The sequence below is a fragment of the Achromobacter sp. PD1 genome (assembly GCF_048541815.1).
Taxonomy (GTDB): Bacteria; Pseudomonadota; Gammaproteobacteria; order Burkholderiales; family Burkholderiaceae_B; genus Achromobacter; species Achromobacter bronchisepticus_A.
The window spans coordinates 2,108,793-2,132,701 of record NZ_CP183349.1; the positions used below are offsets into that span (position 1 = coordinate 2,108,793).

Here is a 23,909-nt window from a genome sequence, read left to right on the forward strand (position 1 = left end):
TCCAGGCGTTATTGATAGAAGCTCTGGGCCAGGGAGCCCATGAGCAGGTTCCAGCCGTCGGCCAGCACGAAAAGCATCAGCTTGAAGGGCAGGGCCACCGTCACCGGAGGAACCATCATCATGCCCAGTGCCATCAGCACGCTGGCGACGACCAGGTCGATGATGAGGAAGGGTATGAAGATGGTGAAGCCGATCTGGAAGGCGGTCTTGAGTTCGCTGGTGATGAACGCCGGCACCAGGATGCGCAGAGGCACCTGAGTAGGGTCTTCCAGGGCGGGCTGCTTGGCCAGGTTGGCGAACAGCGACAGATCGTTCTCGCGCGTCTGGTGCAGCATGAAGGTGCGCAGCGGCGCGGCGGCGCGCTCGACGGCTGCCTCGAACTGGATCGAGCCTTCGGACAGCGGCTTGTAGGCGTCGGTGTATATCTTGTCGAATACCGGCGACATCGTATAGAAGGTCAGGAACAGCGCCAGGCCGATCAGCACGTGGTTGGGCGGCGACATGGCCGTTCCCATGGCGCTGCGCAGCAGGCCCAGCACGATGATGATGCGGGTGAAGCCCGTCATCATGAGCAGCGCGGCGGGCAGGAACGACAGCGAGGTCATCAGCAGCAGGGTCTGCATGCTGAGCGAATAGGTTTCGGAACCGTTCGGACCCGGCGTTGCGGTCAGCGCGGGCAAGGTGGCCTGCGCGACGACACCCGCGGGAAACAGGGCCAGGCCTAGCAGGGCGGCGGCGCCGAGCAGGTGTAGCGCGCCGGGCCGGGCGCGGACGGTTGTCGTGCTGGTGAGCAAACTCATGGGTGTCGCTTGGAGGGCGCGGCAGCGCTAGCGGCGCTTGAGCGCCTGGCCCAGCTTGGCCGCGAAGGCGGCCGCGGGCAAGGTCGAAGCCTCCGGCAGTTGGCCGGCGGGCAGGGTATGCAGGGTATTGAGCTGGTTCGGGCCGACGCCCACCACCAGCCAGGTGTTCTCGACTTCCACCACCACGATGCTCTGGCGCGGACCGACGGGCAGGCTTGCGACCTGCCGCAACAGGCTGCCGCCGCCGCGCTGTGTCAGCCCGGCGCGGCGCGCCAGCCAGGCCGAGGCCAGGATGGCGGCCACGACCAGGATCAGGCCGGCAAAGACGCGCAGGAGGGTGGAATCGTCCATGACGCCAGGATCAGCGGCGGTTGTTCAAGCGGTTGATCCGCTCGGACGGCGTGATGATGTCGGTCAGGCGGATACCGTACTTGTCTTCCACGACCACGACTTCGCCCTGGGCGATCAGGTAGCCGTTGACGAAGATGTCCATCGGCTCGCCTGCCAGGCCGTCCAGCTCGACCACAGAACCCTGGCCCAGCTGGAGCAGGTTCTTGATGGTCAGGCGGGTGCGGCCCAGCTCGACCGTCAGCTGGACGGGTACGTCCATGATCAGGTCGATATCCGCGCCCGTGCCACCGGTGGCGCCGGCCAGGGGTTTGAATACGGATTGCGCGGCAGGTTGGGCGGCTGCGGCAGGAGCGGCAGGCGCCGCCGCTGCGGGAGCCGGCGCGGCAGCGGGCGCCGCCGCACTGGTCTGCTCGGCCATGGCTGCGGCCCAGTCGTCCTGGGGCTTCAGGCCGTCGGCCTGGGTGGGCGGATTGGCGCGGGATTGTTCGGCGAGCGCGTCGGCCCAGTCGTCGGCCGGGGACGAGCCGGTACCGGGCTCGTTCTTGTCAGTCATGGTCAGAGGCCTCGTTGGATTCTGTATCGTGGGTAAACATGTTCTGTACGCGCAAGGCGTACTGGCCATTGAAGACGCCGTAGCCGCATTCCATCAACGGCACGCCGTCGACGCTGGCGACTATGGTTTCGGGTACGGTCACGGGAAGGACGTCGCCGACTTTCAGGCTCATCAGTTCGCGGATCGACGAGGGAATGCGGGCAAATTCCGCAACCACGTCGATATCGGCGCTGCGCACCTGGCGCGAGAGCTGCTGCGCCCAGCGCTGGTCCACTTCTTCGAGTGTGGTTTCCTGCAGCGGGCGCGTCAGCAGGTCGCGCACCGGTTCGATCATGGAATAGGGCAGGCAGATGTTCAGGTCGCCGCCGGTCGCGCCGAATTCGATGTGGAACGAGGTGACGACCACCACTTCATTGTTGCCGGTGATGCTGGCGAACTTGGTGTGCATCTCTGAGCGCACGTACTCGAATTCGATCGGGTAGACGGGATCCCAGGACTTGCCGTAGCTTTCCAGGGTCAGGTTGAGCAGGCGCCGGATGATGCGCTGTTCGGTCGTGGTGAAGTCCCGGCCTTCGACGCGTGTGTGGTAGCGGCCATCGCCGCCGAACAGGCTGTCGATGACCAGGAACACCAGGTTCGGGTCATAGGTGAAGAGGGCCGTGCCGCGCAGGGGCTTCATCTGAATCATGTTCAGATTGCTCGGCACGGGCAGGTTGCGTTCGAAATCCGCGTACTTCTGGATCTTGATCGAACCCACGGTAATGTCGGCGCTGCGGCGCATGAAGTTCAGCAGCACGTGGCGCATCTGCCGGGCGAAACGCTCGTTGATGAGCTCCAGCGTCTGCATGCGGCGGCGCACGACGCGCTCGGGCGAACTCAGGTCGTAAGCGCGGGCGCCGGCGTTCGGGTCCGCGGCGGTAGTTTTGCTGTCGCTTTCGCCGGTGACGCCCGCCAACAGCGCATCAACCTCGTCCTGCGAAAGAAATGCCTCGTAGGCCATGCTTATTGCACCACGAACGCCGTGTACAGTACGTCGGTGACATACTGGCCGTCCGGCAGGGGCGAGAAGGGGCGATTCACGGCCTGCTTGATCGCGTTGGCCATGTCGGTCTTGCCTTGCTGAGTCTGCACGCCGGTGGGCGATTGCGACGACAGCACCATCAGGATGCGGCTGCGCACTTCAGGCATGTACTTTTCGAGGCGCGTACGGGTCTGCTCGTCGCTGACGCGCAGCGTCAGGCCCACATGCATGATGCGTTCCGTATCCGGATTTTGCAGCGTGACGGTAAAGGGTTCGATCGGCACGAAGATCGGAGCGGGCACGGCGACCGGGTTGGCCGGCGGCGCGACAAAGGTGGTCGGGGTGGCTTGCGGGCCTTGTTCCGGCTGACCCGGCTGGCCGGGTTGGCCAGGCTGTCCGGCGGGCACCTGACCGACGCCGAGCTGCACGGTTGCGCTGTTCTGCGGCTGCATCCGTTGGGTGATGAACCAGGTCGCGCCGGCGCTGGCCGCGGCAACGATGAGCAGGACCAGGATTGCCAGCAAGGGGCGAAGAATACGGCCCATGCCGCCGGAGCGGGAAGAAGGCGCGCCGCGCGCAGGCATGGGTGAAGGTTTGGAAGTCGCCATCTCGGTGTCGATGCGTGTTTTGCCGCTGATGAAAACGGGTTCTTAGTGGATGAAAGCATTCTGCCCCAAATGCCGCTTCCGCTTGGAGGCGAAAAACAGGGCGAAAGCCGCGTATCTCAAGCTATTGCTGCACCGCCCGCAGCCGTGGCCAGAGGCGATGCGTTGCTTTGTCAGGCGAAGGTGTCCACCAGCGCGTTGGCGTTGCGCGGGCTTGCCACCGCAACGGGGGCTTCAGCCGCGGCCTCGGCGCCAGTCTGGCTGCCGCCGGCATGGCGCTGCGAGCCGTTGCCGCCTTGCTGCGCGAACTCCTGTTGGGCGGCTTGTTCACCCACGCTGGTCTGGCCGAGCGAGATGCCGGCCTGGGCCAGCGCCTGCTGCAGTTGCGGGATCGCGGTTTCGATCGCCTGGCGGACCGAGGCGTGGGCCGACACGAACGAAGCGCTGGCTACGCCGTCCGTCAGGTTCAGGCTGACGCGCAGCGGACCCAGATCGGGCGGATCGAGGCGCAGTTCGGCAGTTTGCATGCCCTGGCGTGCGCTGTGGCTCATCATGACGACCTGTTGGCCGAGCTCTGTGCCCCAATGGGTGCCGCCCACGGGAGTGGCGACTTGAAGCACCACCGGTACGACGGGTGCGGCGACAGCTGCCGGATTTGCAACCGGAGCGGCGGCAGGACGCTGCGCGGCTGCGGCAAGCGCCTGGGCCAGGTGGTCCTGGGCCGAGGCGCCATGTTGCGGCGCCTGGAATTGCTGTTGGGCGCTGGCCAGGGCCGGCGTTTCGTCGGTCTGTTCAGGCATGGCGGCGTGGCCCGCAGCCGGGCGCGCATCGCGCGCGGGACGGGGCAGCGCGACTTCCGCGGCGAGTCGCGGCGTTTCGGCCTTGACGGGCGCGGCAGCGGCCGGGGTGCGGACCGGCGCTTGCGCGACTGCCACCGCGTCAGTGCCGGGCTTGGCTGCCGCGGTGACGACCGGCACGGCGATTTCGGCCTCGCGGGCGGCAAGCGCGGCGGCAGCCTCTGCTTGCGGAGCGGTCAGGCCAACAGCGCCAGAGGCGGCGATGGCAGCGGCCTGCGCCTGCGTTGCGGGCGCGGCGTCGGCGGCATTCAGCGCGGCGGTCAGAACGGCGGCGCCGCTGCTCATCGCTGCGGCGGCAGCGGCGGCGTTGCCGCGTGCGAGCTGCACTTGTTCTGCGGCCTGGGCCGCGATTTCCAGGGCTTGCTGCGGGAGAATGACCGCGGGTTGCGCGGCCGCGACGGCCAGCGCGCCTGCCTCGGCCTGCGCGGCGGTTTGCACCGCCTCGTCGATGGCGCCGGCGGCGGCGCCTTCGGCTCGGGCGGCCGGGTCGCTGGAAGTCTTGCCATCAGCGGACATCTTGGCGCCGTTGTTCGCGGGCCGCGAATCGGCGGCCTGGCTGGGGCGTTGTTGCGCGGGACGCTGCTGGGCCAGCACGTCGGAGAAGCTGGGGCCCTTCTTGTTTACAGGCGCGCTCTTGGCGCCGAGCGCGTCGGCGATCGACGAGGGCGCGGCGGGCGCGATAGAGGGCAGGGGCAGGGGAGCGTTCATCTGGGGCTTCCTGTGAGGTATTGCTTAATGCATGCCGGTCTGGCGTTGGACCAGGCGGGCGGAGTATTCATCGTTGGCGCGCTGTTCGCGGCGGGATTCCACGACGGCCTGGGCGCGCAGTTCGCGCTGCGCCAGGGCGTCGTAGGAGTTGAGCTTGCGTTTTTCCTGTTGCCAGTAAAGCCGGCCCTTGGCGAGGTTGTCGTCCGCCTGGCGCAACACGCCTTGTTGCTGGCTGATGGCGTCGTCCAGCGTGCTGATGAAGCGCTGATAGTTATGGCAGTCGCTGGCCGACATTCCGCTGGTCATCGCCTGTTGCAGCCGTTCCAGGTAGTCCTGGCGGTAGTCGTGCAGCATGGATAGCTGGCGTTCGGCGTTGGTGCGTTCGGCGCTGAGCCTGCCGAGCAGGCGGGCGGCTTCGTCCGTGCTCTCTTTGGCCAGGTTGATCAGCATGTCCAAAGGCAATTGGCTAGGCATAAGCGTTCCTCAATTCGAAACTGGCCTGCAGTTGGTTGACGGCGGCTTCATAACCGACGTTTTCGCCTATGTCTTGCTGCAGGAAGGCTTCCAGGCGCGGATAGCGGGCGATGGCGTCGTCCAGCTGCGGGTCATTGCCGGCGGCGTAGGCGCCCACCGCGATCAGATCGCGGTTGCGCTGGTAGCGCGACAGGCTTTGCTTGAAGCGTCGCACCACGGCGAACTGCTCGGGCGTGATCAGCGAGGTCATGGCGCGCGAGATAGACGCTTCGATGTCGATGGCCGGGTAGTGGCCGGCTTCGGCCAGGTGGCGTGACAGCACGACGTGGCCGTCCAGGATGGCGCGGGCCGAATCCGCGATCGGATCCTGTTGGTCGTCGCCTTCGGCCAGCACGGTGTAGAACGCAGTGATCGAGCCGGCTTTGCCGGACGGTCCGGGCGCGCCCATGCCCGCGCGTTCGACCAGCGTCGGCAGCTTGGCGAAGACCGAGGGCGGATAGCCCTTGGTGGCAGGCGGCTCGCCGATGGCCAGCGCGATTTCGCGCTGCGCCATGGCGTAGCGGGTCAGCGAATCCATGATCAGGAGCACGTCCAGGCCCTGATCGCGGAAGTGTTCGGCCAGGCGCGTGGCGTAGGCGGCGCCTTGCAGGCGCAACAGCGCCGACACGTCGGCCGGCGCAGCCACCACGACCGAGCGCGCCAGGCCTTCGGGGCCGAGGTTGTGCTCGATGAATTCCTTGACTTCGCGGCCGCGTTCGCCGATCAGCCCGACGACGATCACGTCGGCCTTGGTGTAGCGGGCCATCATGCCGAGCAACACGCTCTTGCCGACGCCGGAACCGGCGAACAGGCCCATGCGCTGCCCCCGGCCCACGGTGAGCAGGCCGTTGATGGCGCGCACGCCGGTGTCGAGCACCGTATCGATGGGTGCGCGCGACAGCGGGTTGATCGGCTGGGCGGACAGGGGGGCGAGTTCGGCGCCGTTGAGCGGACCCAGTCCGTCCAGCGGCCGGCCGGCGCCGTCCAGTACCCGGCCCAGCAGGGCGTTGCCGACCGGCAGGTGGCGGCCCAGCTGCGGCTTGGCGTTGCCGTTCAGTTCGGCCTTGCGCGGCAGCGGGATCTGGCGTTGCACGGGAGGCTCGCCAGGCACGACGCGCGCGCCGGGCGGCAAGCCGGAAATATCCGCCTGCGGCATCAGATAGAGGGTGTGGCCGTCGAAACCTACGACTTCTGCATCGGCCCAGTGGTCGTGGCCGCGGGCGATTTCGATGCGGGCGGCCGCCCCGACGGGCAGACGCAGGCCGGTGGCGTGCAGCACCAGGCCGGTGGCGCGCGTGATCTTACCGCTCACGAGCCACGGGTCGGTCGAGGCCGCGCGGATCGAGCCGATCTGTAGCTGAGTCTGCCAGCGGTCGATGACCGGCACCGCGGTAGCGGGCGCGGCCGGCTGGCCGGGCAGGGCGGGAGCCGGATTGGCGCTCACACCGGCTCCTCCCAGGAGACGTTGCGGCCCAGCGAGGCCGCGACCCGGCGCCAGCGCGTCTGCAAGGTGGCGTCGATGTCGCCGAAGGGCGTTTCGGCGCGGCAGCCGCCGCGCGAGATGGACTCATCGGCCAGAACGCGCCAGTGGCCTTCCTTGAGCTCGTCCGCCAGATGCAGGCGGATCAGTTCGATGTCGTCGGGGTTGGCCCACAGGCGCATCTGGCCGCCGGCGGTGGGATTGATGTGCAGCACTTCGCGCACCGCGTTGACAACGGTTTCCGGCTGGTCGGCGAGCGTGGTGCGCACGACCTGCTGGGCGATGTCGAGAGCCAGGGTCAGCAGGCCTTGGCCCATTTTTTCTTCGAGCGAGCCTAGGGACGCGGCGCAAGCCTCTACCAGCGCATGCAGGCGCTGCGCTTCCGCGGCGCCCTGTTCGCGGGCCTGGACGAGGCCTTCTGCGTAGCCTTGTTCGCGGCCGGCGGCGAGCCCGGCCTCATAGCCAGCCTGTTGGCCGACTTCGAGGCCGGCGGCGTGGCCCAGCGCGTGGCCTTCCTCGCGGCCTTCGGCAAGCGCCTGGGCGCGCAGCTGGGCCATCACCACTTCGGGATCCGGCCCGGGGTCGGGTTCGGGTTCCGGCTCGGCTTCGACGACCGCGGGCTCGTCGAACGACAGCATCTGCCAACGCCGCCAGGCGGCGCTGCGCGAGATGAGCGCCGTGGCGCCGCTGTCGACCTCAGACATAGGTGTCGTCTCCCTGGTTGCCCAGGACGATCTGGCCGCTCTCGGCCAGGCGGCGCGCGATCTGCAAGATCTTCTTCTGCTCGGTCTCGACCTTGGACATGCGGATCGGACCTTGCGCGTCCAGGTCTTCGCGCAGCATTTCGGCGGCGCGGCTGGACATGTTGCGCAGGAACTTGGCGCGCAGCTCTTCCGGGGCGCCCTTGAGCGCAACCATGAGCGTGTCGTTGTCGATTTCCTTGAGGATGAGCTGGATGGCGCGATCCTCGACGTCGAGCAGGTTGTCGAAGACGAACATCTCGTCGATGATCTTCTGCGCCAGGTCGTTGTCGCGCTCGCGCAGGCTGGCGACCACGGTTTCTTCCTGGGTCGAGTTCATCATGTTGAGGATCTCGGCCGCGGTGCGCACGCCGCCCATCTTGCTGCGCTTTGCGCCCTGGCCGGCCAGGACCGAATTCAGGACTTCCGTGAGCTCGGACAGCGCTGCTGGCTGCACGCCGCCGAAAGTGGCGATGCGCAGCATCACGTCGTTGCGCAGACGGTCCGTCAGGAGCGCCAGCACGCCGGCGGCGCGGTCGCGCTCCAGATGCACCAGGATGGTCGCGATGATCTGCGGGTGTTCGTCGCCGATCAGTTCTGCGACGGTGTTCGGATCGAGCCAGTTCAGCGCATCGATGCCGCTGCCGCCTTCGCCGGCTTCGAGGATGTCTTCGATCAGGCCGGCCGCGCGGTCGCTGCCCAGGGCCTTGGTCAGCACGGTGCGGATGTAGTCGTCCGAACCCAGCGTTACAGCCATGAACTGGTCGGCCTCCTGGCGGAACTCTTCCAGCACCACCGCAACGTCGCTGCGCGTGACCTGTTTGAGGCTGGCCATGGCGGCGCCGACCTGCTGGACTTCACGAGCGCCGAGGTACTTGAAGACCTCGGCTGCTGCATCTTCGCCCAGCGACATCATCAGCACGGCGCTGCGCGTCATGCCGTCCAGCGGGGTGGAATCATTTTTCATCTTTGTTCATCCAGGTGCGCAGAACCATGGCGACGGCGCGCGGATCCTTGGTGGCCATCGTGCGGGCGCGTTCCAGGTTGTCTTGGTAGCGGTCCACTTCCTTGGCGCGGGCCGCGTCCTGGGCCTCGCGTGCGGCTTCGACGCGTTCGGCTTCAGCCTGTTCCGGATCGACCGGCGGGTAGAGGTAGTCGCCCACCGTGCGGCGCAGCAGGCGATACAGCCACAGCGCCAGCACGCCACCGACCAGCCAGGCCAGGATCGTCTTGAACAGCGAGATCATTTCCGGATCGCGCCACATCGGCACCGGCGGCGGGCCGTCGTTGAATTGGCTGTTGACCAGGTTGAGCGAATCGCCGCGGGTCTCGGAGTAGCCCATGGCTTCGCGCACGAGGTTGGTCAGCTTGTTCAGTTCTTCAGGCGGCAGGGGCTGCAGTTCGCCGTCCTTGTCGCGCATGTAGTTGACGACCACGGCGACCGACAGGCGCTTGAGGTTGCCCACCGGCTGCTTGATGTGGCTGATCGTGCGGTCCACTTCGTAGTTGGTGGTGGCGTCGCGGCGTTCATTGAGGTTGCCGGTGACCGCCTGCGTGCCGGTCTGCTGCTGGGCATTGGCCGGTTGCTGCGGCTGGCCGGGGCGGGGCGGCTGGGGTTGCGGCGGGTTGGCGATGGGAGCCTGCGGATTGGCCGGCGCCTGGTTCGACAGCGCGCCAGGCACGCCTTGCGCGGGATTGATGCCGCGCTGGGTCGAGTCGCTGGTTTGCTGGCTGCGCACGGCGGCCTGGCCGGGCTCCTGGTTAGGGCGGTAGACCTCGGAGGTTTCTTCGCGGCGGGCGAAGTCGACGTCGGCGCTGGCCTGGGCGTGCACATTGCCCGGGCCGACCAGCGGATTGAGGATGGTGAGGATGCGTTCGACCGTGCGCTGTTCCATTTCGCGCACGAAACGCATCTGGTCGGCGTCCATGCCGCGGCCTTCGCCCATCGGCGCCGACAGCAGGCGGCCGTTCTGGTCCACGATGGATACGTTTTCGGCGGTGAGTTCGGGAACGCTCGAGGCCACCAGCCAGGAAATCGCGGAGACCTGGGCGTCGCTCAGGCTGCGCCCCGGATGCATGTTCAGCAGCACCGAGGCGGTGGGCGCCTGGCGTTCGCGCACGAACAGCGACTGGCGCGGCATGGCCAGGTGCACGCGGGCGTGCTGCACGGTGTGCATGGCTTCGATCGAACGCGCCAGCTCGCCTTCCAGGCCGCGCTGGTAGTTGATCTGTTCCGTGAACTGGCTGGCGCCGAAGCGGGCGTTGTCCATCAGTTCGAAACCGACGGAGCCGCCGCGCGGCAGCCCCTGGGACGCCAGTTGCAGACGGGCGTCGTACACGCGGTCGGCCGGAACCAGCACGGCGGTGCCGGTTTCGTTGTAGCGGTAGGGCACGTTCATCGTGCCGAGCGCCGCCACGATGGCGCCGCCATCGCGGTCGTCCAGGTTCGAGAAGAGCACCTTGTACTTGGGCTCGCTGCTCCACATCGCCACGGCGACGATGACCGCGACGAGAGCCGCCGCCGCGCCCAGCAGGACAGGCTTGGGCAGCGCGCGCACCTTCTCCAGCACGGGGAACTTCGTCAGCAGCGACGAACTCAGGGTGGCCTGCTGGTTCATTGGCGGCCCCCGCTGGCCACGCGGAGCTGGAATTGGGACTTCATGTCTGGGTAGGGCAGATTACACATGCAACGTGCTTCTGGTCTGGGGAGAGCGTGGATTATTGCCCCTGAGACGTCCATCCCAATCGTTGAAAACGGCCGGTTTTTGGCGTTACTTATCTCCTATGTCCCCGACAAGGCGGACAAAGCCGCGGCCGCCCTGACGGCAAGCGGCCGCATTCGTGGAAATGTCGGGTTTTTTGGCGGTTCTTGTCGGCTATGAACCGGCGGAGTTGGCGTTACGCTGTGCGCACAATTGGTGTAATCCCAACCAGCAAGGAATCAGGTAATGGCTGTATCAGGCTTGTCCGGCATCGAAAGCATGCTTCAGCAGATGCGCGCGGTAGTGAGCAAGGCGGAGACCGGTAATCTCAGCGCGGGTGAAATGGTCGGTCAGCCGGACGGCTTTGCCGCGGAGCTGCAACGCTCCATCCGTCGCGTCACTTCCGCCCAGAATGCCGCCACGGCCCAGGCCAAGGCGTTCGAGCTGGGAGCGCCCGATATTTCCCTCAACGACGTCATGATCGACATGCAGAAGGCCAGCATCGGCTTCCAGACGGCGGTGCAGGTGCGCAACAAGCTGGTTGCGGCCTACAAGGAAATTTCCTCGATGGCGGTCTGAGTCCCGTCGCGGGAACAGCGCTTGCGCGTACGCCGCAAGCGCAGCAGGCATCAGGGGCGGGGCGCTTGCCGCGCATGGCTCCGCCAAACCAGGTATCAATTGCGCTGGGCGCCTCTTTCCAGGCGCCAGACTACCTGCTGCAGCCAGTTTTCCTGGCGCGCATCCAGATTCAGGAAGACGGCTCCCAGGTGGCTGACGGGCGGTTCGCCAGTCAGCGAAACATGCCTTGCCGCCGGTTCGTCCGAATCGGCGGATGAGACCATGGGCTGCCCGGAAACCGGGTATACATTGCGCACTTCCAGGCTAGCGTTGAGCTTGCCCTGGTCGCCAAAATCCAGTTGCACATTTTCCAGCACGGTGCCGCGTTCCGGCAGGGCGGAGACCGCGAGTCCTGCGCGCAGGCCTACGCCGTCGACCGAGATGTCGCGTATCGTGAACGCGTAGGGCTTGTCGTTGGGCGTGGCTTGCCAACTGGCGCGGCATACGTTGGCGGCCGCGATCAGGGACGCGCGGAACATCTTGCGGCGCTGGATGCGGGCCAGGCGTTCCGGGAACGGCGATACCAGCGCGGCGCTGCCGTCGTCGAAATGAATGATCTGGGGCCGCTGCACGCGAAAGCGGATCTGCACGCCGCCATAGGCGGTGGCATGGAAGTGGAAGGTGGTGCCGCTCAGCAAGCCCATGGAGTCGGACTGCTCGAAGTCCGCGCCGGCGTAATCGCGCGGCCTCCAGAAGAATTCGCCGGCCTGCTTGTCCACGCCGAGGATCAGCACGGCCATCTCCCGGTCCGCGGCGTCGCGTACCAGGATGTGGCTGTCGGGGTGGGTGAGTTCGAACAGGGCCGAACGCATCTCGTCAGGCCGGGTCAGCAGGAACTCCGGGTCGCTGGCATCCAACACTTTGGTCTTCCTCAGGTAATAGGGTCAGGCGGGTGGGGCGGGTTCGGGGAACTCGCGCGATTCCAGGCGGTAAAGCCAGGCCAGCAATTCTGCCACCGCTACATAGAGTTGGGGAGGAATATGTGCGTCCAGGTCCACCTGCATCAGCAGGCCGACCAGTTCGCGCGACTCGTGGACGTAGAGGCCGTTTTCCTGCGCGGCGCGGACGATGGTGTCCGCGAGCTGGCCGTAGCCCTTGGCGACGACGCGCGGAGCGCCGTCCTTTTCTTCGTAGGAAATGGCGACCGCCGCGTTGCGGCCGGCGTTCGGGTCCGATTCCGGATGGAGGGTGAGGCGGCTCATCAGATATCGGCGGGAATGTCGAGGCGCGGTTCGACCACGCTCACCGACAGATTGCTCAAGGTCAGGCCGGCTGCCAGCAGGCGCGAACGCAGCGCGTCCGAGGAGTCATTGATCTCGGCCGCGCTGTGCGGCGCGACGAGTTGCAGGACGATCTGATCGCCGGCCAGGTTCAGTCGGGCATCGACCAGGCCCAGTCGGGGCAGGTCCAGCTTCAGGCGCGTGGCCCAGGTGGAAACCGCCGAGTCCGGGTCGCCGCCGTAGGGGTCGCGCTCGACTTCCCATTCCATGGGCGCGCCGGGCCAGGCTTCGCCTTGCCAGGTCAGCGCCTGGTTGGCCAGCACGTCCAGTTGCTGGCGGACGAGTACGGTCAGGTCCTGGTGTATGCCGGTGATGGGCGTGCCGGGAGCAGGCGTGCCGGAGGCGGGCGAGCTGGCGGAGCCTGCGCCGCCGGGTGTGGCGTCGACGCCTGTGCGGCCGCTGGGGGCTGCGCCCGCCCGCGGCCGCGAAGGCGCGGCCTCCTGCGCGGGCGGATTCTTGCCGAGCACCGCCTGCGGCTCGTTGCGCAATTGCTCGGGGTTGGCGCGGCCGAAGACCATGTCCGTCAGATGGGACTCGTAAAACAGGCCGCTGCCTTGGAGCGCCTGACGCAGAGCCTGTCCCAGCGCGCGCGCCGAAGGTCCGCCAGCCGCCAGGGCGACATGCGCGGCAGCGTCGGGTCCTTTGGCGGCGCTGGGATTGACGCCCGGTCCGGCCGGCCGGTCCTGTGTTGCACCGGTTGCCGGAGTGTCGCCGTCAAGCGCCGCCGCGGCCGAAGCCGCGAGCGCGCCGGCTTGCTGGGGAAGGGCCGGCGCCGGCGTTTGGCCAGGCAATGGCTGGGATGCTTGCGCAGTGGCCTGTGCCGTTTGTTGGCCTGCTTGCGCTGCCGGCATGGGGCCGGCGCTAGCGCCACCGCCGGATTGGCCCGGCTGCGCATGCGCGGTCCATAAGGGGGCACGGCCCTGGACCGCAGGTGCGGCCTCTGGGAATTGGGCGAGCAAGGCAAGAATCGTACGCGCCGTCGTGCCCAGCGTGGTCGGGGCCGAGGCGGTGGTGTCGCTGCTGGTCACCAGGCCGCGGGCGGCCAGCGCCAGCGCTGCGGCGATTTTGGGGTCGACGACAGTATTCGGACGGTCGCCGCGGGCGCCGCCGGGCTGTATGCCCTGCCGCGAGTCGCGTGTTGATCCATCCGAGGCGCCGGGCTTTTCCAGGCTGCCGGGCTGGCTGACCGCGTCGGGGCGGGCGCCGGATACCTGGTTGGCGCTGGCGGCGGACATCGTCGTGCCCAGCACGGCGTCCAGCCGCTGCACCAGGACGTTGCCGAGTGCGGCGGGACCTACGCTCATTCTTCAGGCGCCTGCTGGTAACCGTAGGCGGACAGCAGGGTCTGCTGGCGCTTCATGCGTCCCAGAAGGTCGCCCAGACGGGCCAGCTGCGGCAGCGCCAGATCCCGGGTGAGCGCGTCGTTTTCCAGGATGCGCACGAGCAGGTCGTATTTCATGGCGCGGCCGGCTTCGTCCAGTGGCGCCGAATGTTCGGTCTGGCGCAGTCGTTCCACCAGTTCGCAATATTGCTGTCCATGGACCATGGCGCCGTCCCAGTCGCCGGCTTGCGCCGCCACTAGCATTTCTCCCGTGATGAGAGCGATCTCCTGGTAGTGTTCCAGGATGGGGGAGGTGTACTGGGTCGTGGACGTCATGGAAATCTCGGGCGTTCGATGGCTGGCTGGGGCTTATGCGATGCCGTCAAGGCTGCACGCCCCCGGCAGGGCGATCAATGGATGTTTGCCAGGCCTCGGCCAGATCGGCCAAGAGGCGGTCTGCCGTTTCGAGCGCTTCCGCGTCTGCTTTAAGGTTAGCCATCAACAGCGTGCGGACGATGTAGTCGTATAGAAGAGCGAGATTTGCGGCGATTTCGCCGCCCGCCTCCATATTCAGTCCGGTTTTCAGGCCTTCGTCGACGATTCTGATGGCTTTCGAGATGGCAGCTCCTCGGTCCGTGGTTCTGCCCTCCTGCAAGTGCAGGCGTGCCTGCCCGATCGCTGCCCGGGCTCCCATGTACAGCAGCGAAATCAGTCGCTCAGGGCTGGCTCCCAGGATTTGGGTCTCCAGACCGATATCGGTGTAGGAGCGTACGGAATGGGATCCGGTTGGGCGTCGGGCGGCGTAAGTCATCAATACATCTTCTATAAATTACTTGGACTTGCTCATGGCCGCGAATTGCTGGGTCAGGTAGTTGGCGGTAACAGTCTGCTGCGAAACGAACTTGTCGAGCGCGACGAACTGGGCACGCATGGCTGCCATGGATGCTACGCTCGACGCCTTTGCGCGGACCAGTTGCTCCTTCACGTCCTTGATCGATTCGTTCAGGCCATCCTGGCTGATCTTGATGGAGCCATTGCTGCCGAGGATGCCCTTGGCGGCGGCGTCAAACTTCGCGGCGAGTCCATCGGACGAAGTCATGATGCGCTTGACGTCGGCCGGGTTGGTCGTCAAAGCCTTATCGAGTGCGGTTTGATCGAGCTTCAGGACGCCGGTTTTGGGATCCATGGAGATGCCAAGGTCGGCAATCGAACGCAGCGAGCCTTCACCTGTTATGACCTGTAGGGCGCTCGACATTGACGACTGTATGCTGCGTGTCGTGCTGTCGCCCGTCAGCGCCTGATTCGTTTGTGCGGTAACGTCAAACGCAGTCAGTTTGGAGATCGTGCTTTGCAGCGAGTTGTACGCGCTGACGAAATCCTGGACTGCCTTGCTGGCGACACTGGTGTCGCTTTGCAGCTTCAGGGTCACCGTCTTGTCTGCCGGCGTCGTGGCCGTGAGGTTTAGCGTGACGCCGTCGATTGCGTCGGAAATATTATTGCTGCCGCTCTTGACCACGATGCCGTTGATTTCGACTTCCGCATCAGCTGCCTGGGTTTGCTGTGTCAGCTGAGCGCCGGTGCCTGAGTTGTAGCTCAGGATGTCCTGCAGTTTCTGGTCGCCCGTCACCGTGATGGAGCTTACCGATGCTTGCACGCCCGTGTCTTTGGCGCTGAGCATCAGATAGCTGCCGCTCTCGTTGGTGATGATGGTCGCCCGAACGCCGGCTTTGTCATCACTGTTGATAGCTTTGGCGATACCGTTCAGGGAGGTGTCGTCCGTCAGATTGACGGTGTGCTTATCGCCATTGGTCAGCTGAATTTCGAATGAGCCAGTGGCGCCGTTGGAGGCGGTGCGGTCGGCGACCTTGCCAGATTGCAGGGTTTGAGCTGCCGCCAAAGTCTTTACCTTGATGGTGTACTCACCCATCGTGGCACCATTTTCGCCGATGGTCGCCGTCAGGCCGTCGCCGATCACATTGGGTTTTACGGCGTCCAGCGTGGACGACTTACCCAATGCCGCTGCTGCTTTCTGCAGGGCTTCAACCGCGCTTTGAATCTGGCCAAAGGCGCTTACACGGGCCTCGTAACTGGCTTGGCGATTCGTGTACAGGCTGAGCTTCTTGTCCTCGGCCGCCTGGAGATCGGTCAGGATCTTTTCGAGGGGCAAGCCGGTGGTCGAGCCGAGGTTGGTGATAGAGGCCATGTGAAATTCCTTCCTAGCGATGCGATTCTGTCAAAAATACGGTGGCGGCGATTGGCCGGGTAAGGGCATTAGGCGGGCCTAATTCGACGCTTCCATGGCGGGTACGCTCGATGGCGGCGGACGGCGCATGAAATCAGGGTCGAATCAGGCTGTGGTCTTGATGCCGTTTCCTTGCATGTTCACGATCATTTTGGCGATTTTCAGCAGGGTTTCGCTGGGGATCGTGCGTATGACGTCGCCCGATTCCGCGTCTATCACCGATACCACTACTTGGTGCACGTTGGGGTCGATCTCGAACTGGAGCTGAGTGGACCAAGCCTTCATCTGGTCGTTGATTTCGTCCAGAGCCTTGTCCAGGGGAAGCTTTTGCGAATCGGATTGATCCGATGTCGCGCTGTCTGAAGCTCCGCTGTTCGTTGCGGCAGCTGCGGGCGCCACACTCATGGATGGGTCCGGCGCAACCGGCGCGGCCGCGACCGGCGCTGGTGCAAACGATGCGGGGGCTAGGGGGGTTACGGCCATGATCACTCCAACGGCGATGTGGGCGTCTCGGAGGAACGCGCTGTTTTCAGGGAATTCTCAGCTACCATTACGGCAGGCCCGCAGGGAACTTTAGCCGCCGGCGAGCCAGATGTTTCACGTGCTAAACAGTTCGGACCAGGTAATGAGTGTCAAGACGGCGCTGCGAGTTATCGAAATCATCGAAACCTATGCCCGCGAAAAGCGCGCGCTGCCGCTATCGGAACTGGCCCGGCTGCTGGATGTGCCGGTGTCCAGCTGCCTGGCCCTGATCCGCACCCTGACCGGCCTGGGTTACCTGTATGAAACCGGCCGGCGCCAGGGCTACTACCCGACCGGCAGGCTATTGGCCATGGCGCAGCGCATCGCCCGCGCCGATCCGGTGCTGGACCGGGTCTATCCCAGCCTTACCGAATTAAGGGACGCCACCCGCGAAACGATTGTTTTCGCCAAGTTGAGCCAGGACGGCCGGGTGGTCTACCTGGATGTGCTGGATTCCCCGCATACGATCAGATACGCGCCGGTTGCGGGTGAGTTCAAGGACGTTCACGCGAATTCTCTCGGAAAGGCGCTGCTGTCCCTGTTGGACACACCGGCCCGCGACGCCATGCTCGCGGACATGACCATGACCCGCCACAACGAGCGCACCCTGGTCACACGCGAGGCGCTGCTGGCGGACCTGGAGCTGTCGCGCCAGCGCGGCTGGTTCATGAACAGCGGCGAGTCCATTGCGGACGTGGGTGCCATCGCCTGGCCCGTTACGCTGTCCGGCGAACACTACGCGATTTCGGTGGGCGGGCCGATCTACCGGATCGAGCCGCAGCGGGAGGCCTACGCGCGCATCCTGCGCTCAGCCTGCACCGCGCTGGAGCAGCAGGCCTGACGGGCAGGCCTGGGCGCCTATCGAACGCCGTCGCTCAGTAGGACTTGGGCAGTCCCAGCACTTTCTCCGCGATGAAGCACATGATCAGCTGCGGACTGACCGGCGCGATGCGGGGAATGAAGCTTTCGCGCAGCAGGCGCTCCACGTGGTATTCCTTGGCGTAACCCATGCCGCCCAGGGTCATGACCGCGGTCTGGCAGGCGTTGTAGCCGGCCTCGGCCGCCAGGTACTTGGCCGAGTTGGCGTAGGGGCCGCAGGGCTTGCCGGCGTCATACAGGCTGGCGGCCTTGAATACCATCAGGTCGGCGGCTTCGAGCTGCATCCAGGCTTGCGCCAGGGGGTGCTGGACGCCCTGGTTCTGCCCGATGGGACGTCCGAACACGGTACGCTCGCCGGCGTATTTCACCGCCCGGTCCAATGCGGCGCGACCGATGCCCACGGCCTCGGCCGCGATCAGGATGCGTTCGGGGTTCAAGCCGTGCAGGATGTATTCGAAGCCGCGGCCTTCCTCGCCGATGCGGTCGGCCACGGGGATGCGCAGGCCGTCGATGAACAGCATGTTCGAGTCCACCGCCTTGCGGCCCATCTTCTCGATTTCACGCACTTCTATCTTGCTGCGGTCCAGATCCGTATAGAACAGCGACAAGCCCTGGGTGGGCTTGTCGACGTCTGACAGCGGGGTGGTGCGGGCCAGCAGCAGCATCTTGTGGGCGACCTGGGCGGTCGAGATCCAGATCTTGCGGCCATGCACCACGTACTCGTCGCCCTGGCGCACGGCGCGGGTGCTGAGCTTGGTGGTGTCGAGCCCGGCGTCGGGCTCGGTGACGGCGAAGCAGGCCTTTTCGCGGCCGGCGATCAGGGGCCCGAGCCAGCGCTGGCGCTGCTCGTCGCTGCCGAAGACCACCACCGGGTTCAGGCCGAAGATATTCATATGGACCGCCGAGGCGCCGGTGAAGCCTGCGCCGGAGGCCGCGATGGTCTGCATCATCAACGCCGCTTCGGTCATGCCCAAGCCTGCGCCGCCATATTCCTGCGGCATGGCGATGCCCAGCCAGCCGTCGCGCGCCAGATCGGCATGCAGGGGTTCCGGAAAGCCGCCTTCGCGGTCGCGTTCCAGCCAATATTCGTCCGGATAGCGTTCGCAGATGCGGGACACGGCGTCCCGCAGCGCCAACTGGTCGGGGGTGAATTCAAAGTCCATCAGTCGTTTCCATTCAAGGTGATGCCGCGGGCCGCCATGGCGTCGATCCGGGCGGGGTCATAGCCGGCTTCGGCCAGCACCTCGCGGCTGTGCTGGCCCAGCCTGGGAGCGGGGCGGCGTATCGAGGTGGGGGTGCATTCGTATCTGCCCAGCGGCGCGGTCGTGCGTATCGGGCCCTCGCTGGGGTGGTCCATGGTCCGGATGAAGCCGGTCGCGGCCAGATGCTCGTCCTGCAGCAGGTCGTCCACGGAATAGAGCGGCGAGGCGGGAATGTCCGCCTGCGCCAGGCCTTCCAGCCAGTCCTGGCTGCCCCGGGTGGCGATGACGTCGGCGACGAAGGCGTAGACCTCGCCGATATGGGCGGCGCGTGCGCCGTGAGTGCTGAAGCGCGGGTCCCGCGACAATTCGGGCCGGTCGATCAGGTCGAAGAAGTTGCGCCAGTGCTTGTCGTTATAGATCAGCAGGCTGATGTAGCCATCGGCCGTGGCGTAGGGGCGGCGATGCGGCGCCAGCAGGCGTGCGTAACCAGTGGGGCCGAGCGGGGGATCGAAGGTGGCGCCGCCGAGATGGTCTCCCAGCACGAGGTGGGCCATGCCCTCGAACATGGGGATTTCCACCTGCTGGCCTTGCCCCGTGCCGCGCGCATGCAGCACCGCTGACACCAGCGCGATGCCGACGTGCAACCCGACCGCGCGGTCGGCCAGGGTCAGCGGCGCGTAGCGCGGCACGTCTCCACTGTGCTGGGCAGAGAGGGCGGCGATGCCGGTCTGGCCCTGGATCAGGTCGTCGTAGGCGGGACGCCCGGCGTACGGGCCGGCCTCGCCATAGCCGTAGGCGCCCAGGTAGACGATGCGCGGATTGCGCGCCGCGACCGTCTCGTAGGACAGGCCCAGCCGGGCCATCGCTTGCGGGCGGATGTTGTAGAGCAGGGCGTCGCAGCTTTCGGCCAGCTTCAGGCAGGCCTCCAGTCCCTCCGGCGTCTTCAGGTCCAGCACGACCGATCGCTTGTTGCGGTTCAGGTGCAGATAGATATGGCCCATGCCGGGGTTGCGCATGGGGCCGACGGCCCGCATGTTGTCGCCCGCCGGCGGCTCGACCTTGATGACGTCGGCGCCCAGGTCGGCGAGGACCTGGGTGGCATAGGGACCCATCACGACGGTGCTCAGGTCCAGGATGCGCACGCCCGCCAGCGGGCCGCCGGGGGTTTCGGATTGCGGCCGCTCGTTCATTGCTGTTCGATTCCCGCGTCGCGGATCAGCTTGCCCCACAGGTCCAGCTGCGCACCGACGAACTGGGAAAAGGCCTCGGGCGTGCTGGAGAAGGCGTCGAATCCCAGGCCGGCCAAGCGCTTTTTCACGTCAGGCTTGGCGACCACCTGGTTGATCGCGGCATTCAGCTTGGCCACGATCTCCGGGGGCATGCCCGCCGGGCCGAAGTAGCCGTTCCAGGAGTTCAGGTCGAAATCCTGCACGCCGGATTCGGCCATGGACGGCAGGTCCGGGACGATGGCGCTGCGTTCGGCGGTTGATACCGCCAGGGCGCGCAACTGGCCCGATTGCACGAAGGGCAGGCCGGAAGCCAGGTCGGTGAACATGAAATCGACCTGCCCGCCGACCACGTCGGTCAACCCTTGCGGCGTGCCTTTATAAGGCACGTGCAGGATGTCGATCTTGGCGCGGTTCGCCAGCGTGGCGCCGGCGACGATGCCCGTGCTGTTGCCGCTGGCGTAGGTGATGCGGCCGGGACGCTGGCGCGCGTCGGCGACCAGTTCGCCCACGGTTTTCCAGGGGCGTTTCGGGTTCACCACCAGGATGAAGGGCAGGTTGCCGCCGCGCGCGATGGGGGTGAAGTCCTTGACCGGATCGTAGGGCACGTTCTTCATCAGCCAGGGCGCGGCCGAATGCGAGGTATTGGTGGTGACGAAAAGCGTGTAGCCGTCGGGCTTGGCGCGCGCCACGTAGTTGGCGGCGATGGTGGCGTTGGCCCCGGGCTTGTTCTCCACCACGACCTGCTGGCCGAGGATGTTGCCCAATTCGGCGCCGAAGATGCGGCCCACGGCGTCGGTGCCGGACCCGGCGGGAAAGGGGACGATCAGGGTAATGGGTTTGGCTGGGTAGTCGGTGGCGTGGGCGGCGGGGCCGGCGAACAGCGCCGCGCCGCCGATGAGGGCGGCGCCCAGCAGGCTTAGTGGTCTCATGGGTTTGTCTCCTGTGTGCTTCGGGTCCAGGCGCGGTTTCTGCGTCCGCTGCCCGGGGCTGCGCCGCGTCAAGCGGCTGGGGATGGCGCCGGAAAGCCGCGTATCACGCGGTCTGGGGATTCTTCATAAGGGGGCGTGTAGATCACCAGCAGGCGGGCGGGCTCGTCGCTGGTGACGGTGAAGACGTGCGGAATGTCCGGAGGGAAGTAGCAGCAGTCGCCGGGTCCCATGTCGGCCCATTCGTCCTGCACCTGGGCGCGCGCCGTGCCGGACAGCAGGTAGCAGACCTGCTCGATGCCGGGGTGGGCGTGCGGCAGGGCGCCCTTGCCCTTGTCGATCACGCCCAGCAGCACTTCCACGCCCCGGGAGCCGACGGTGTCCGGGCCGATCAGGCGCCGGTTCAGGGTGCCGGTGTGATTGGCGGGGTGGTAGCCGGGCACATCGGCCTCGCGCACCAGCCAGGCGGGGGTCTTGCCTTGCGTCATGGTTGATCCGTTTAAGTTTTCATACGTGAAATTATTTTTATGTATGAGAAAAATAGTGGCAAGCAGTTTTTCGCTGCGGATACCTTGCCGCTCCCTGGGGGATTAGGGAAAACACCGGGCGCGGACTGCTAAAATCGAAGGCTGACCTCACTACCGGCTTTGTCATGTCTTCTGCCCGCACGCCCGACGTTTCCGCCACCCTGTCCGATTGGCTGCAGTACCTGGAATCGATCCACGCCACCGCCATCGACATGGGCCTGGACCGGGTGCGCGAAGTGGCGGGGCGCCTGGGGCTGGAGCTTTCCGGCGTGAAGTTCGTGGTCGGCGGCACCAACGGCAAGGGTTCCACCTGTGCCATGCTGGAGGCAATCCTGCTTGCGGCCGGCTACAAGGTCGGGCTGTATACATCCCCGCACCTGATCAATTTCAACGAACGCGCCCGCATCAACGGCCAGATCGCCACGGACGAGGCCCTGATCGCCCAGTTCCAGGCGGTCGAAGCCGCGCGCGGCGACGTGTCGCTGACCTATTTCGAGTTCACCACGCTGGCGATCCTGCGGCTGTTCTCGCAGTCGAAGCTGGACGCCGTGGTGCTGGAGGTCGGCTTGGGCGGACGGTTGGATGCGGTCAATATCGTCGATGCCGATTGCTCCATCGTCACCAGCGTGGACCTGGACCACACCGACTGGCTGGGCGATACGCGCGAGAAGATCGGCTTCGAGAAAGCGCACATCTACCGCAGCGGCCGGCCGGCCATCTGCAGCGATCCGATGCCGCCGCAATCGTTGCTGGACCACGTCCAGGAAATCGGCGCGGACCTGTGGCTGTTCGGGCGCGACTTCAACTATTCCGGCGACCGCCAGCAATGGGCCTACGGCGGCCGCGAGCAGCGGCGCAATTCACTGGCCTATCCGGCGCTGCGCGGCGCCAACCAATTGCTGAACGCCTCGGCCGCGCTGGCCGCGCTGGAATCGGTGCGCGACCGCCTGCCGGTGCCGCAGCAGGCCGTGCGCCTGGGCTTGCTGCAGGCTTCCCTGCCTGGCCGTTTCCAGATCCTGCCGGGCCAGCCCGCGGTGATCCTGGACGTGGCGCACAATCCGCATGCCGCGGCGGTGCTGGCGCAGAACCTGGACAACATGGGCTTCCATCCCTACACCCACGCGGTGTTCGGCATGCTCAACGACAAGGATCTGGCCGGCGTCATCGCCAAGCTCGGCACGCGCATCGACAACTGGTACTGCGCCGGCCTGCCGGGTCCGCGCGGCACCTCTGGAGACGCGCTGGCGGAGCAGGTCGCCGCCGCGCTGCCGCCTGCGCCGGCGGATGGCGAAAAACCAGGCGTCTCCGCTTACCCGGATCCCGCCCAGGCCTTTGCGGCAGCGCGCGAACGGGCAGGGGAGAATGATAGAATCGTAGTGTTCGGCTCGTTTCTCACCGTAGCCTCGGTTTTGCAGGCTCTGGGTCGCAAGGCATAGGCAGCAGCGGGTCAGTCGCGTCCAGGCGGCCCGCCGCCATATCGCCGCAAGGAATTCTCCTCCATGGGTTTTTTCAAACGCAAAGATCCTGCCGACCAGGCGCAGTCCTCCAAACGGGCGGCTGTGCCCAGCGAGGTGCAGGCTGCGGAGCTGCGCGGCCGCGCGCGGCGCAGGCTGGCAGGCGCTGTCGCGCTGGTGCTGGCAGCCGTCATCATCCTGCCCATGGTGCTCGATTCGCAGCCCACGCCTGTGGACGACAACATTCCCATCAGGGTGCCGGACCGCAATACGCCGTTCCAGCCGCAAGTGACCGAACCGCAAGTCGCCGCGCCGCAGACGCCCGCGCCGGGCAGCGCCACGCCGACGGATCCTTCGGCCATTCCCACGCCGCCTCCGGTCACCTCCGTGCCGCCGCCGGCAACGACGACGCCTCCGGCCGCTCAGCCCGCGACGCCGCCCGCGACCGCCGCCGTCACGCCGCCCAAGCCCGAGCCCAAGCCGGCCACGCCGCCCAAGCCCGAACCCAAGCCCGCGACGCCGGCCAAGCCCGATAACCGTTCGGATGACGGCGCGCGCGCACTGGCCTTGCTGGAAGGGCGTCCGGCGCCCGCGGCTTCGGCGCCCGCGCCCAAGCCGGCCGCCAAGGGCAATTTCGTGTTGCAGATCGCCGCCTACACCACATCCGAGGACGCCCAGTCGCGGCGCAGCAAGCTGCACCAGGCTGGCGTCACCAACGCATTCGTGGAACAAGCCACCATCAATGGCAAACAGCAGTACCGTCTGCGGGTGGGGCCGTTCCCCTCGCGCGAGGCGGCGCAGGCGGCCCAGGCGCGGTTGCGCACCCTGGGCTATGACAATGGTTTCATCGCCGCCCAATAGTGACCGGCTTCGACTTCGTCGTGCTGGCCATCCTGGTGGTTTCGGGTGTGCTGGGCCTGGTGCGCGGCCTGCTCAAAGAGGTGCTGTCGCTGGTCGCCTATCTGCTGGCCTTCGTGGCCGCGATATGGTGGGGGCCCACGGTCTATGCCTGGCTGGAGCCCTATATTGAAACGACGCTGCTGCGCATGGGAGTTTCGTACGCTGCAGTGTTCATCATCGTGCTGCTCGGCGTGGGCTTGGTCAACATGACGCTTGCCGCCCTGATCCGCAGCACCGGACTGAGTCCCGCCGACCACGGCCTGGGCGGGATGTTCGGGCTGGCCCGTGGCCTGTTGATCGTGCTGGCGCTGGTCGCCGCCGCAGGCTACACGCCGCTGCCGCAGGAGCCGTGGTGGAAGGACGCCATGTTTTCGCATTCGGCCATCGAGGCCATCAAACATATCAAGACGTGGCTGCCGCCGTCCCTGGCGACGTGGCTGCCGTATTGATTAGCTTTAAATCAACCAGGAACTCTCACC

The 23,909-nt window shown here is 66.3% G+C and carries 27 protein-coding genes; 5 read left to right on the forward strand and 22 right to left on the reverse strand.

The annotated features are described in order from the left end of the window. Positions 1-8: 8 nt before the first annotated feature. From fliP to fliF, 11 genes are all read right to left on the reverse strand, one after another. Complete coding sequence (gene fliP / locus ACM1PE_RS09970) at positions 9-800, reverse strand: flagellar type III secretion system pore protein FliP (protein WP_419343162.1); 792 nt, start codon at positions 798-800, stop codon at positions 9-11. Positions 801-827: 27 nt separating this feature from the next. Further along, the gene (gene fliO, locus ACM1PE_RS09975) at positions 828-1,151 is read right to left on the reverse strand and encodes a flagellar biosynthetic protein FliO (RefSeq protein ID WP_419343164.1); all 324 of its coding nucleotides are present in this window, start codon (positions 1,149-1,151) and stop codon (positions 828-830) included. A gap of 10 nt (positions 1,152-1,161) precedes the next feature. Further along, entirely contained in the window at positions 1,162-1,704 is a 543-nt protein-coding gene (gene fliN, locus ACM1PE_RS09980) for a flagellar motor switch protein FliN (RefSeq protein WP_419343166.1), read from the reverse strand. Continuing rightward, on the reverse strand, positions 1,697-2,704 hold the full coding sequence (fliM, locus tag ACM1PE_RS09985) for a flagellar motor switch protein FliM (protein ID WP_306632823.1): 1,008 nt from the start codon (positions 2,702-2,704) through the stop codon (positions 1,697-1,699). Before fliM ends, fliN begins: the two co-directional genes overlap by 8 nt. A 2-nt stretch (positions 2,705-2,706) precedes the next feature. Beyond that, positions 2,707-3,333, reverse strand: a complete 627-nt coding sequence (fliL, locus tag ACM1PE_RS09990) for a flagellar basal body-associated protein FliL (RefSeq protein ID WP_059380377.1) — start codon at positions 3,331-3,333, stop codon at positions 2,707-2,709. Between the two features lie 170 nt (positions 3,334-3,503). Then, positions 3,504-4,895: a flagellar hook-length control protein FliK gene (locus ACM1PE_RS09995; RefSeq protein WP_419343168.1), complete on the reverse strand. Its 1,392-nt coding sequence runs from the start codon at positions 4,893-4,895 to the stop codon at positions 3,504-3,506. A gap of 24 nt (positions 4,896-4,919) precedes the next feature. Next, on the reverse strand, positions 4,920-5,369 hold the full coding sequence (gene fliJ, locus ACM1PE_RS10000; protein WP_054456691.1) for a flagellar export protein FliJ: 450 nt from the start codon (positions 5,367-5,369) through the stop codon (positions 4,920-4,922). Next, entirely contained in the window at positions 5,362-6,852 is a 1,491-nt protein-coding gene (fliI, locus tag ACM1PE_RS10005; RefSeq protein WP_059380375.1) for a flagellar protein export ATPase FliI, read from the reverse strand. Before fliI ends, fliJ begins: the two co-directional genes overlap by 8 nt. Further along, the gene (fliH, locus tag ACM1PE_RS10010) at positions 6,849-7,592 is read right to left on the reverse strand and encodes a flagellar assembly protein FliH (protein ID WP_118933648.1); all 744 of its coding nucleotides are present in this window, start codon (positions 7,590-7,592) and stop codon (positions 6,849-6,851) included. Before fliH ends, fliI begins: the two co-directional genes overlap by 4 nt. After that, entirely contained in the window at positions 7,585-8,595 is a 1,011-nt protein-coding gene (fliG, locus tag ACM1PE_RS10015) for a flagellar motor switch protein FliG (protein ID WP_054456694.1), read from the reverse strand. Before fliG ends, fliH begins: the two co-directional genes overlap by 8 nt. Beyond that, entirely contained in the window at positions 8,585-10,246 is a 1,662-nt protein-coding gene (gene fliF, locus ACM1PE_RS10020; RefSeq protein WP_059380373.1) for a flagellar basal-body MS-ring/collar protein FliF, read from the reverse strand. The genes fliG and fliF overlap by 11 nt, the downstream gene beginning before the upstream one ends. A 330-nt stretch (positions 10,247-10,576) precedes the next feature. On the opposite strand from fliF, the gene fliE reads away from it, so the two are divergent. Further along, positions 10,577-10,909 (forward strand): flagellar hook-basal body complex protein FliE, encoded by a 333-nt coding sequence (gene fliE / locus ACM1PE_RS10025; RefSeq protein WP_054456696.1) that lies wholly within the window; start codon positions 10,577-10,579, stop codon positions 10,907-10,909. A gap of 95 nt (positions 10,910-11,004) precedes the next feature. Here the strand turns inward: fliE and ACM1PE_RS10030 are convergent, their stop codons facing one another. From ACM1PE_RS10030 to ACM1PE_RS10060, 7 genes are all read right to left on the reverse strand, one after another. Further along, positions 11,005-11,808, reverse strand: a complete 804-nt coding sequence (locus tag ACM1PE_RS10030; protein ID WP_059380372.1) for a flagellar brake protein — start codon at positions 11,806-11,808, stop codon at positions 11,005-11,007. 24 nt (positions 11,809-11,832) lie between these two features. Further along, positions 11,833-12,150, reverse strand: a complete 318-nt coding sequence (locus tag ACM1PE_RS10035; RefSeq protein WP_059380371.1) for an EscU/YscU/HrcU family type III secretion system export apparatus switch protein — start codon at positions 12,148-12,150, stop codon at positions 11,833-11,835. Then, positions 12,150-13,532 carry a flagellar hook-length control protein FliK gene (locus ACM1PE_RS10040; RefSeq protein ID WP_419343173.1) on the reverse strand — a complete coding sequence of 461 codons (1,383 nt, stop codon included), beginning with the start codon at positions 13,530-13,532 and terminating at the stop codon, positions 12,150-12,152. Before ACM1PE_RS10040 ends, ACM1PE_RS10035 begins: the two co-directional genes overlap by 1 nt. Then, positions 13,529-13,885 (reverse strand): flagellar protein FliT, encoded by a 357-nt coding sequence (locus ACM1PE_RS10045; RefSeq protein WP_054456700.1) that lies wholly within the window; start codon positions 13,883-13,885, stop codon positions 13,529-13,531. Before ACM1PE_RS10045 ends, ACM1PE_RS10040 begins: the two co-directional genes overlap by 4 nt. 46 nt (positions 13,886-13,931) lie before the next feature. After that, positions 13,932-14,360: a flagellar export chaperone FliS gene (fliS, locus tag ACM1PE_RS10050; RefSeq protein WP_306650950.1), complete on the reverse strand. Its 429-nt coding sequence runs from the start codon at positions 14,358-14,360 to the stop codon at positions 13,932-13,934. 18 nt (positions 14,361-14,378) lie between these two features. Then, entirely contained in the window at positions 14,379-15,752 is a 1,374-nt protein-coding gene (gene fliD, locus ACM1PE_RS10055) for a flagellar filament capping protein FliD (RefSeq protein WP_306650952.1), read from the reverse strand. Between the two features lie 144 nt (positions 15,753-15,896). After that, entirely contained in the window at positions 15,897-16,274 is a 378-nt protein-coding gene (locus ACM1PE_RS10060; RefSeq protein ID WP_419343176.1) for a flagellar protein FlaG, read from the reverse strand. Positions 16,275-16,416: 142 nt separating this feature from the next. Between ACM1PE_RS10060 and ACM1PE_RS10065 the strand changes: the two genes are divergently transcribed. Next, the gene (locus tag ACM1PE_RS10065; protein ID WP_419343178.1) at positions 16,417-17,154 is read left to right on the forward strand and encodes an IclR family transcriptional regulator; all 738 of its coding nucleotides are present in this window, start codon (positions 16,417-16,419) and stop codon (positions 17,152-17,154) included. A 34-nt stretch (positions 17,155-17,188) separates the two neighbouring features. On the opposite strand, the gene ACM1PE_RS10070 is transcribed toward ACM1PE_RS10065, so the two are convergent. The 4 genes from ACM1PE_RS10070 to ACM1PE_RS10085 all read right to left on the reverse strand — a co-directional run bounded on the left by ACM1PE_RS10070 (position 17,189) and on the right by ACM1PE_RS10085 (position 21,037). After that, on the reverse strand, positions 17,189-18,355 hold the full coding sequence (locus ACM1PE_RS10070) for an acyl-CoA dehydrogenase family protein (protein WP_118933658.1): 1,167 nt from the start codon (positions 18,353-18,355) through the stop codon (positions 17,189-17,191). Next, positions 18,355-19,584: a CoA transferase gene (locus tag ACM1PE_RS10075; RefSeq protein WP_059380363.1), complete on the reverse strand. Its 1,230-nt coding sequence runs from the start codon at positions 19,582-19,584 to the stop codon at positions 18,355-18,357. Before ACM1PE_RS10075 ends, ACM1PE_RS10070 begins: the two co-directional genes overlap by 1 nt. Continuing rightward, on the reverse strand, positions 19,581-20,552 hold the full coding sequence (locus tag ACM1PE_RS10080) for a Bug family tripartite tricarboxylate transporter substrate binding protein (RefSeq protein WP_059380362.1): 972 nt from the start codon (positions 20,550-20,552) through the stop codon (positions 19,581-19,583). Before ACM1PE_RS10080 ends, ACM1PE_RS10075 begins: the two co-directional genes overlap by 4 nt. Positions 20,553-20,620: 68 nt before the next feature. Next, on the reverse strand, positions 20,621-21,037 hold the full coding sequence (locus ACM1PE_RS10085) for a cupin domain-containing protein (RefSeq protein WP_118933660.1): 417 nt from the start codon (positions 21,035-21,037) through the stop codon (positions 20,621-20,623). 164 nt (positions 21,038-21,201) lie between these two features. Between ACM1PE_RS10085 and folC the strand changes: the two genes are divergently transcribed. The 3 genes from folC (at position 21,202) to ACM1PE_RS10100 (ending at position 23,879) form a co-directional block, all read left to right on the forward strand. After that, positions 21,202-22,512, forward strand: coding sequence for a bifunctional tetrahydrofolate synthase/dihydrofolate synthase (gene folC / locus ACM1PE_RS10090; RefSeq protein WP_059380360.1), 1,311 nt, complete (start codon positions 21,202-21,204; stop codon positions 22,510-22,512). 63 nt (positions 22,513-22,575) lie between these two features. Further along, positions 22,576-23,391 (forward strand): SPOR domain-containing protein, encoded by an 816-nt coding sequence (locus ACM1PE_RS10095; RefSeq protein ID WP_059380359.1) that lies wholly within the window; start codon positions 22,576-22,578, stop codon positions 23,389-23,391. After that, a complete protein-coding gene (locus ACM1PE_RS10100) occupies positions 23,391-23,879 on the forward strand; it encodes a CvpA family protein (RefSeq protein WP_054456710.1) in 489 nt (162 codons plus the stop codon). The genes ACM1PE_RS10095 and ACM1PE_RS10100 overlap by 1 nt, the downstream gene beginning before the upstream one ends. Positions 23,880-23,909 lie beyond the last annotated feature (30 nt).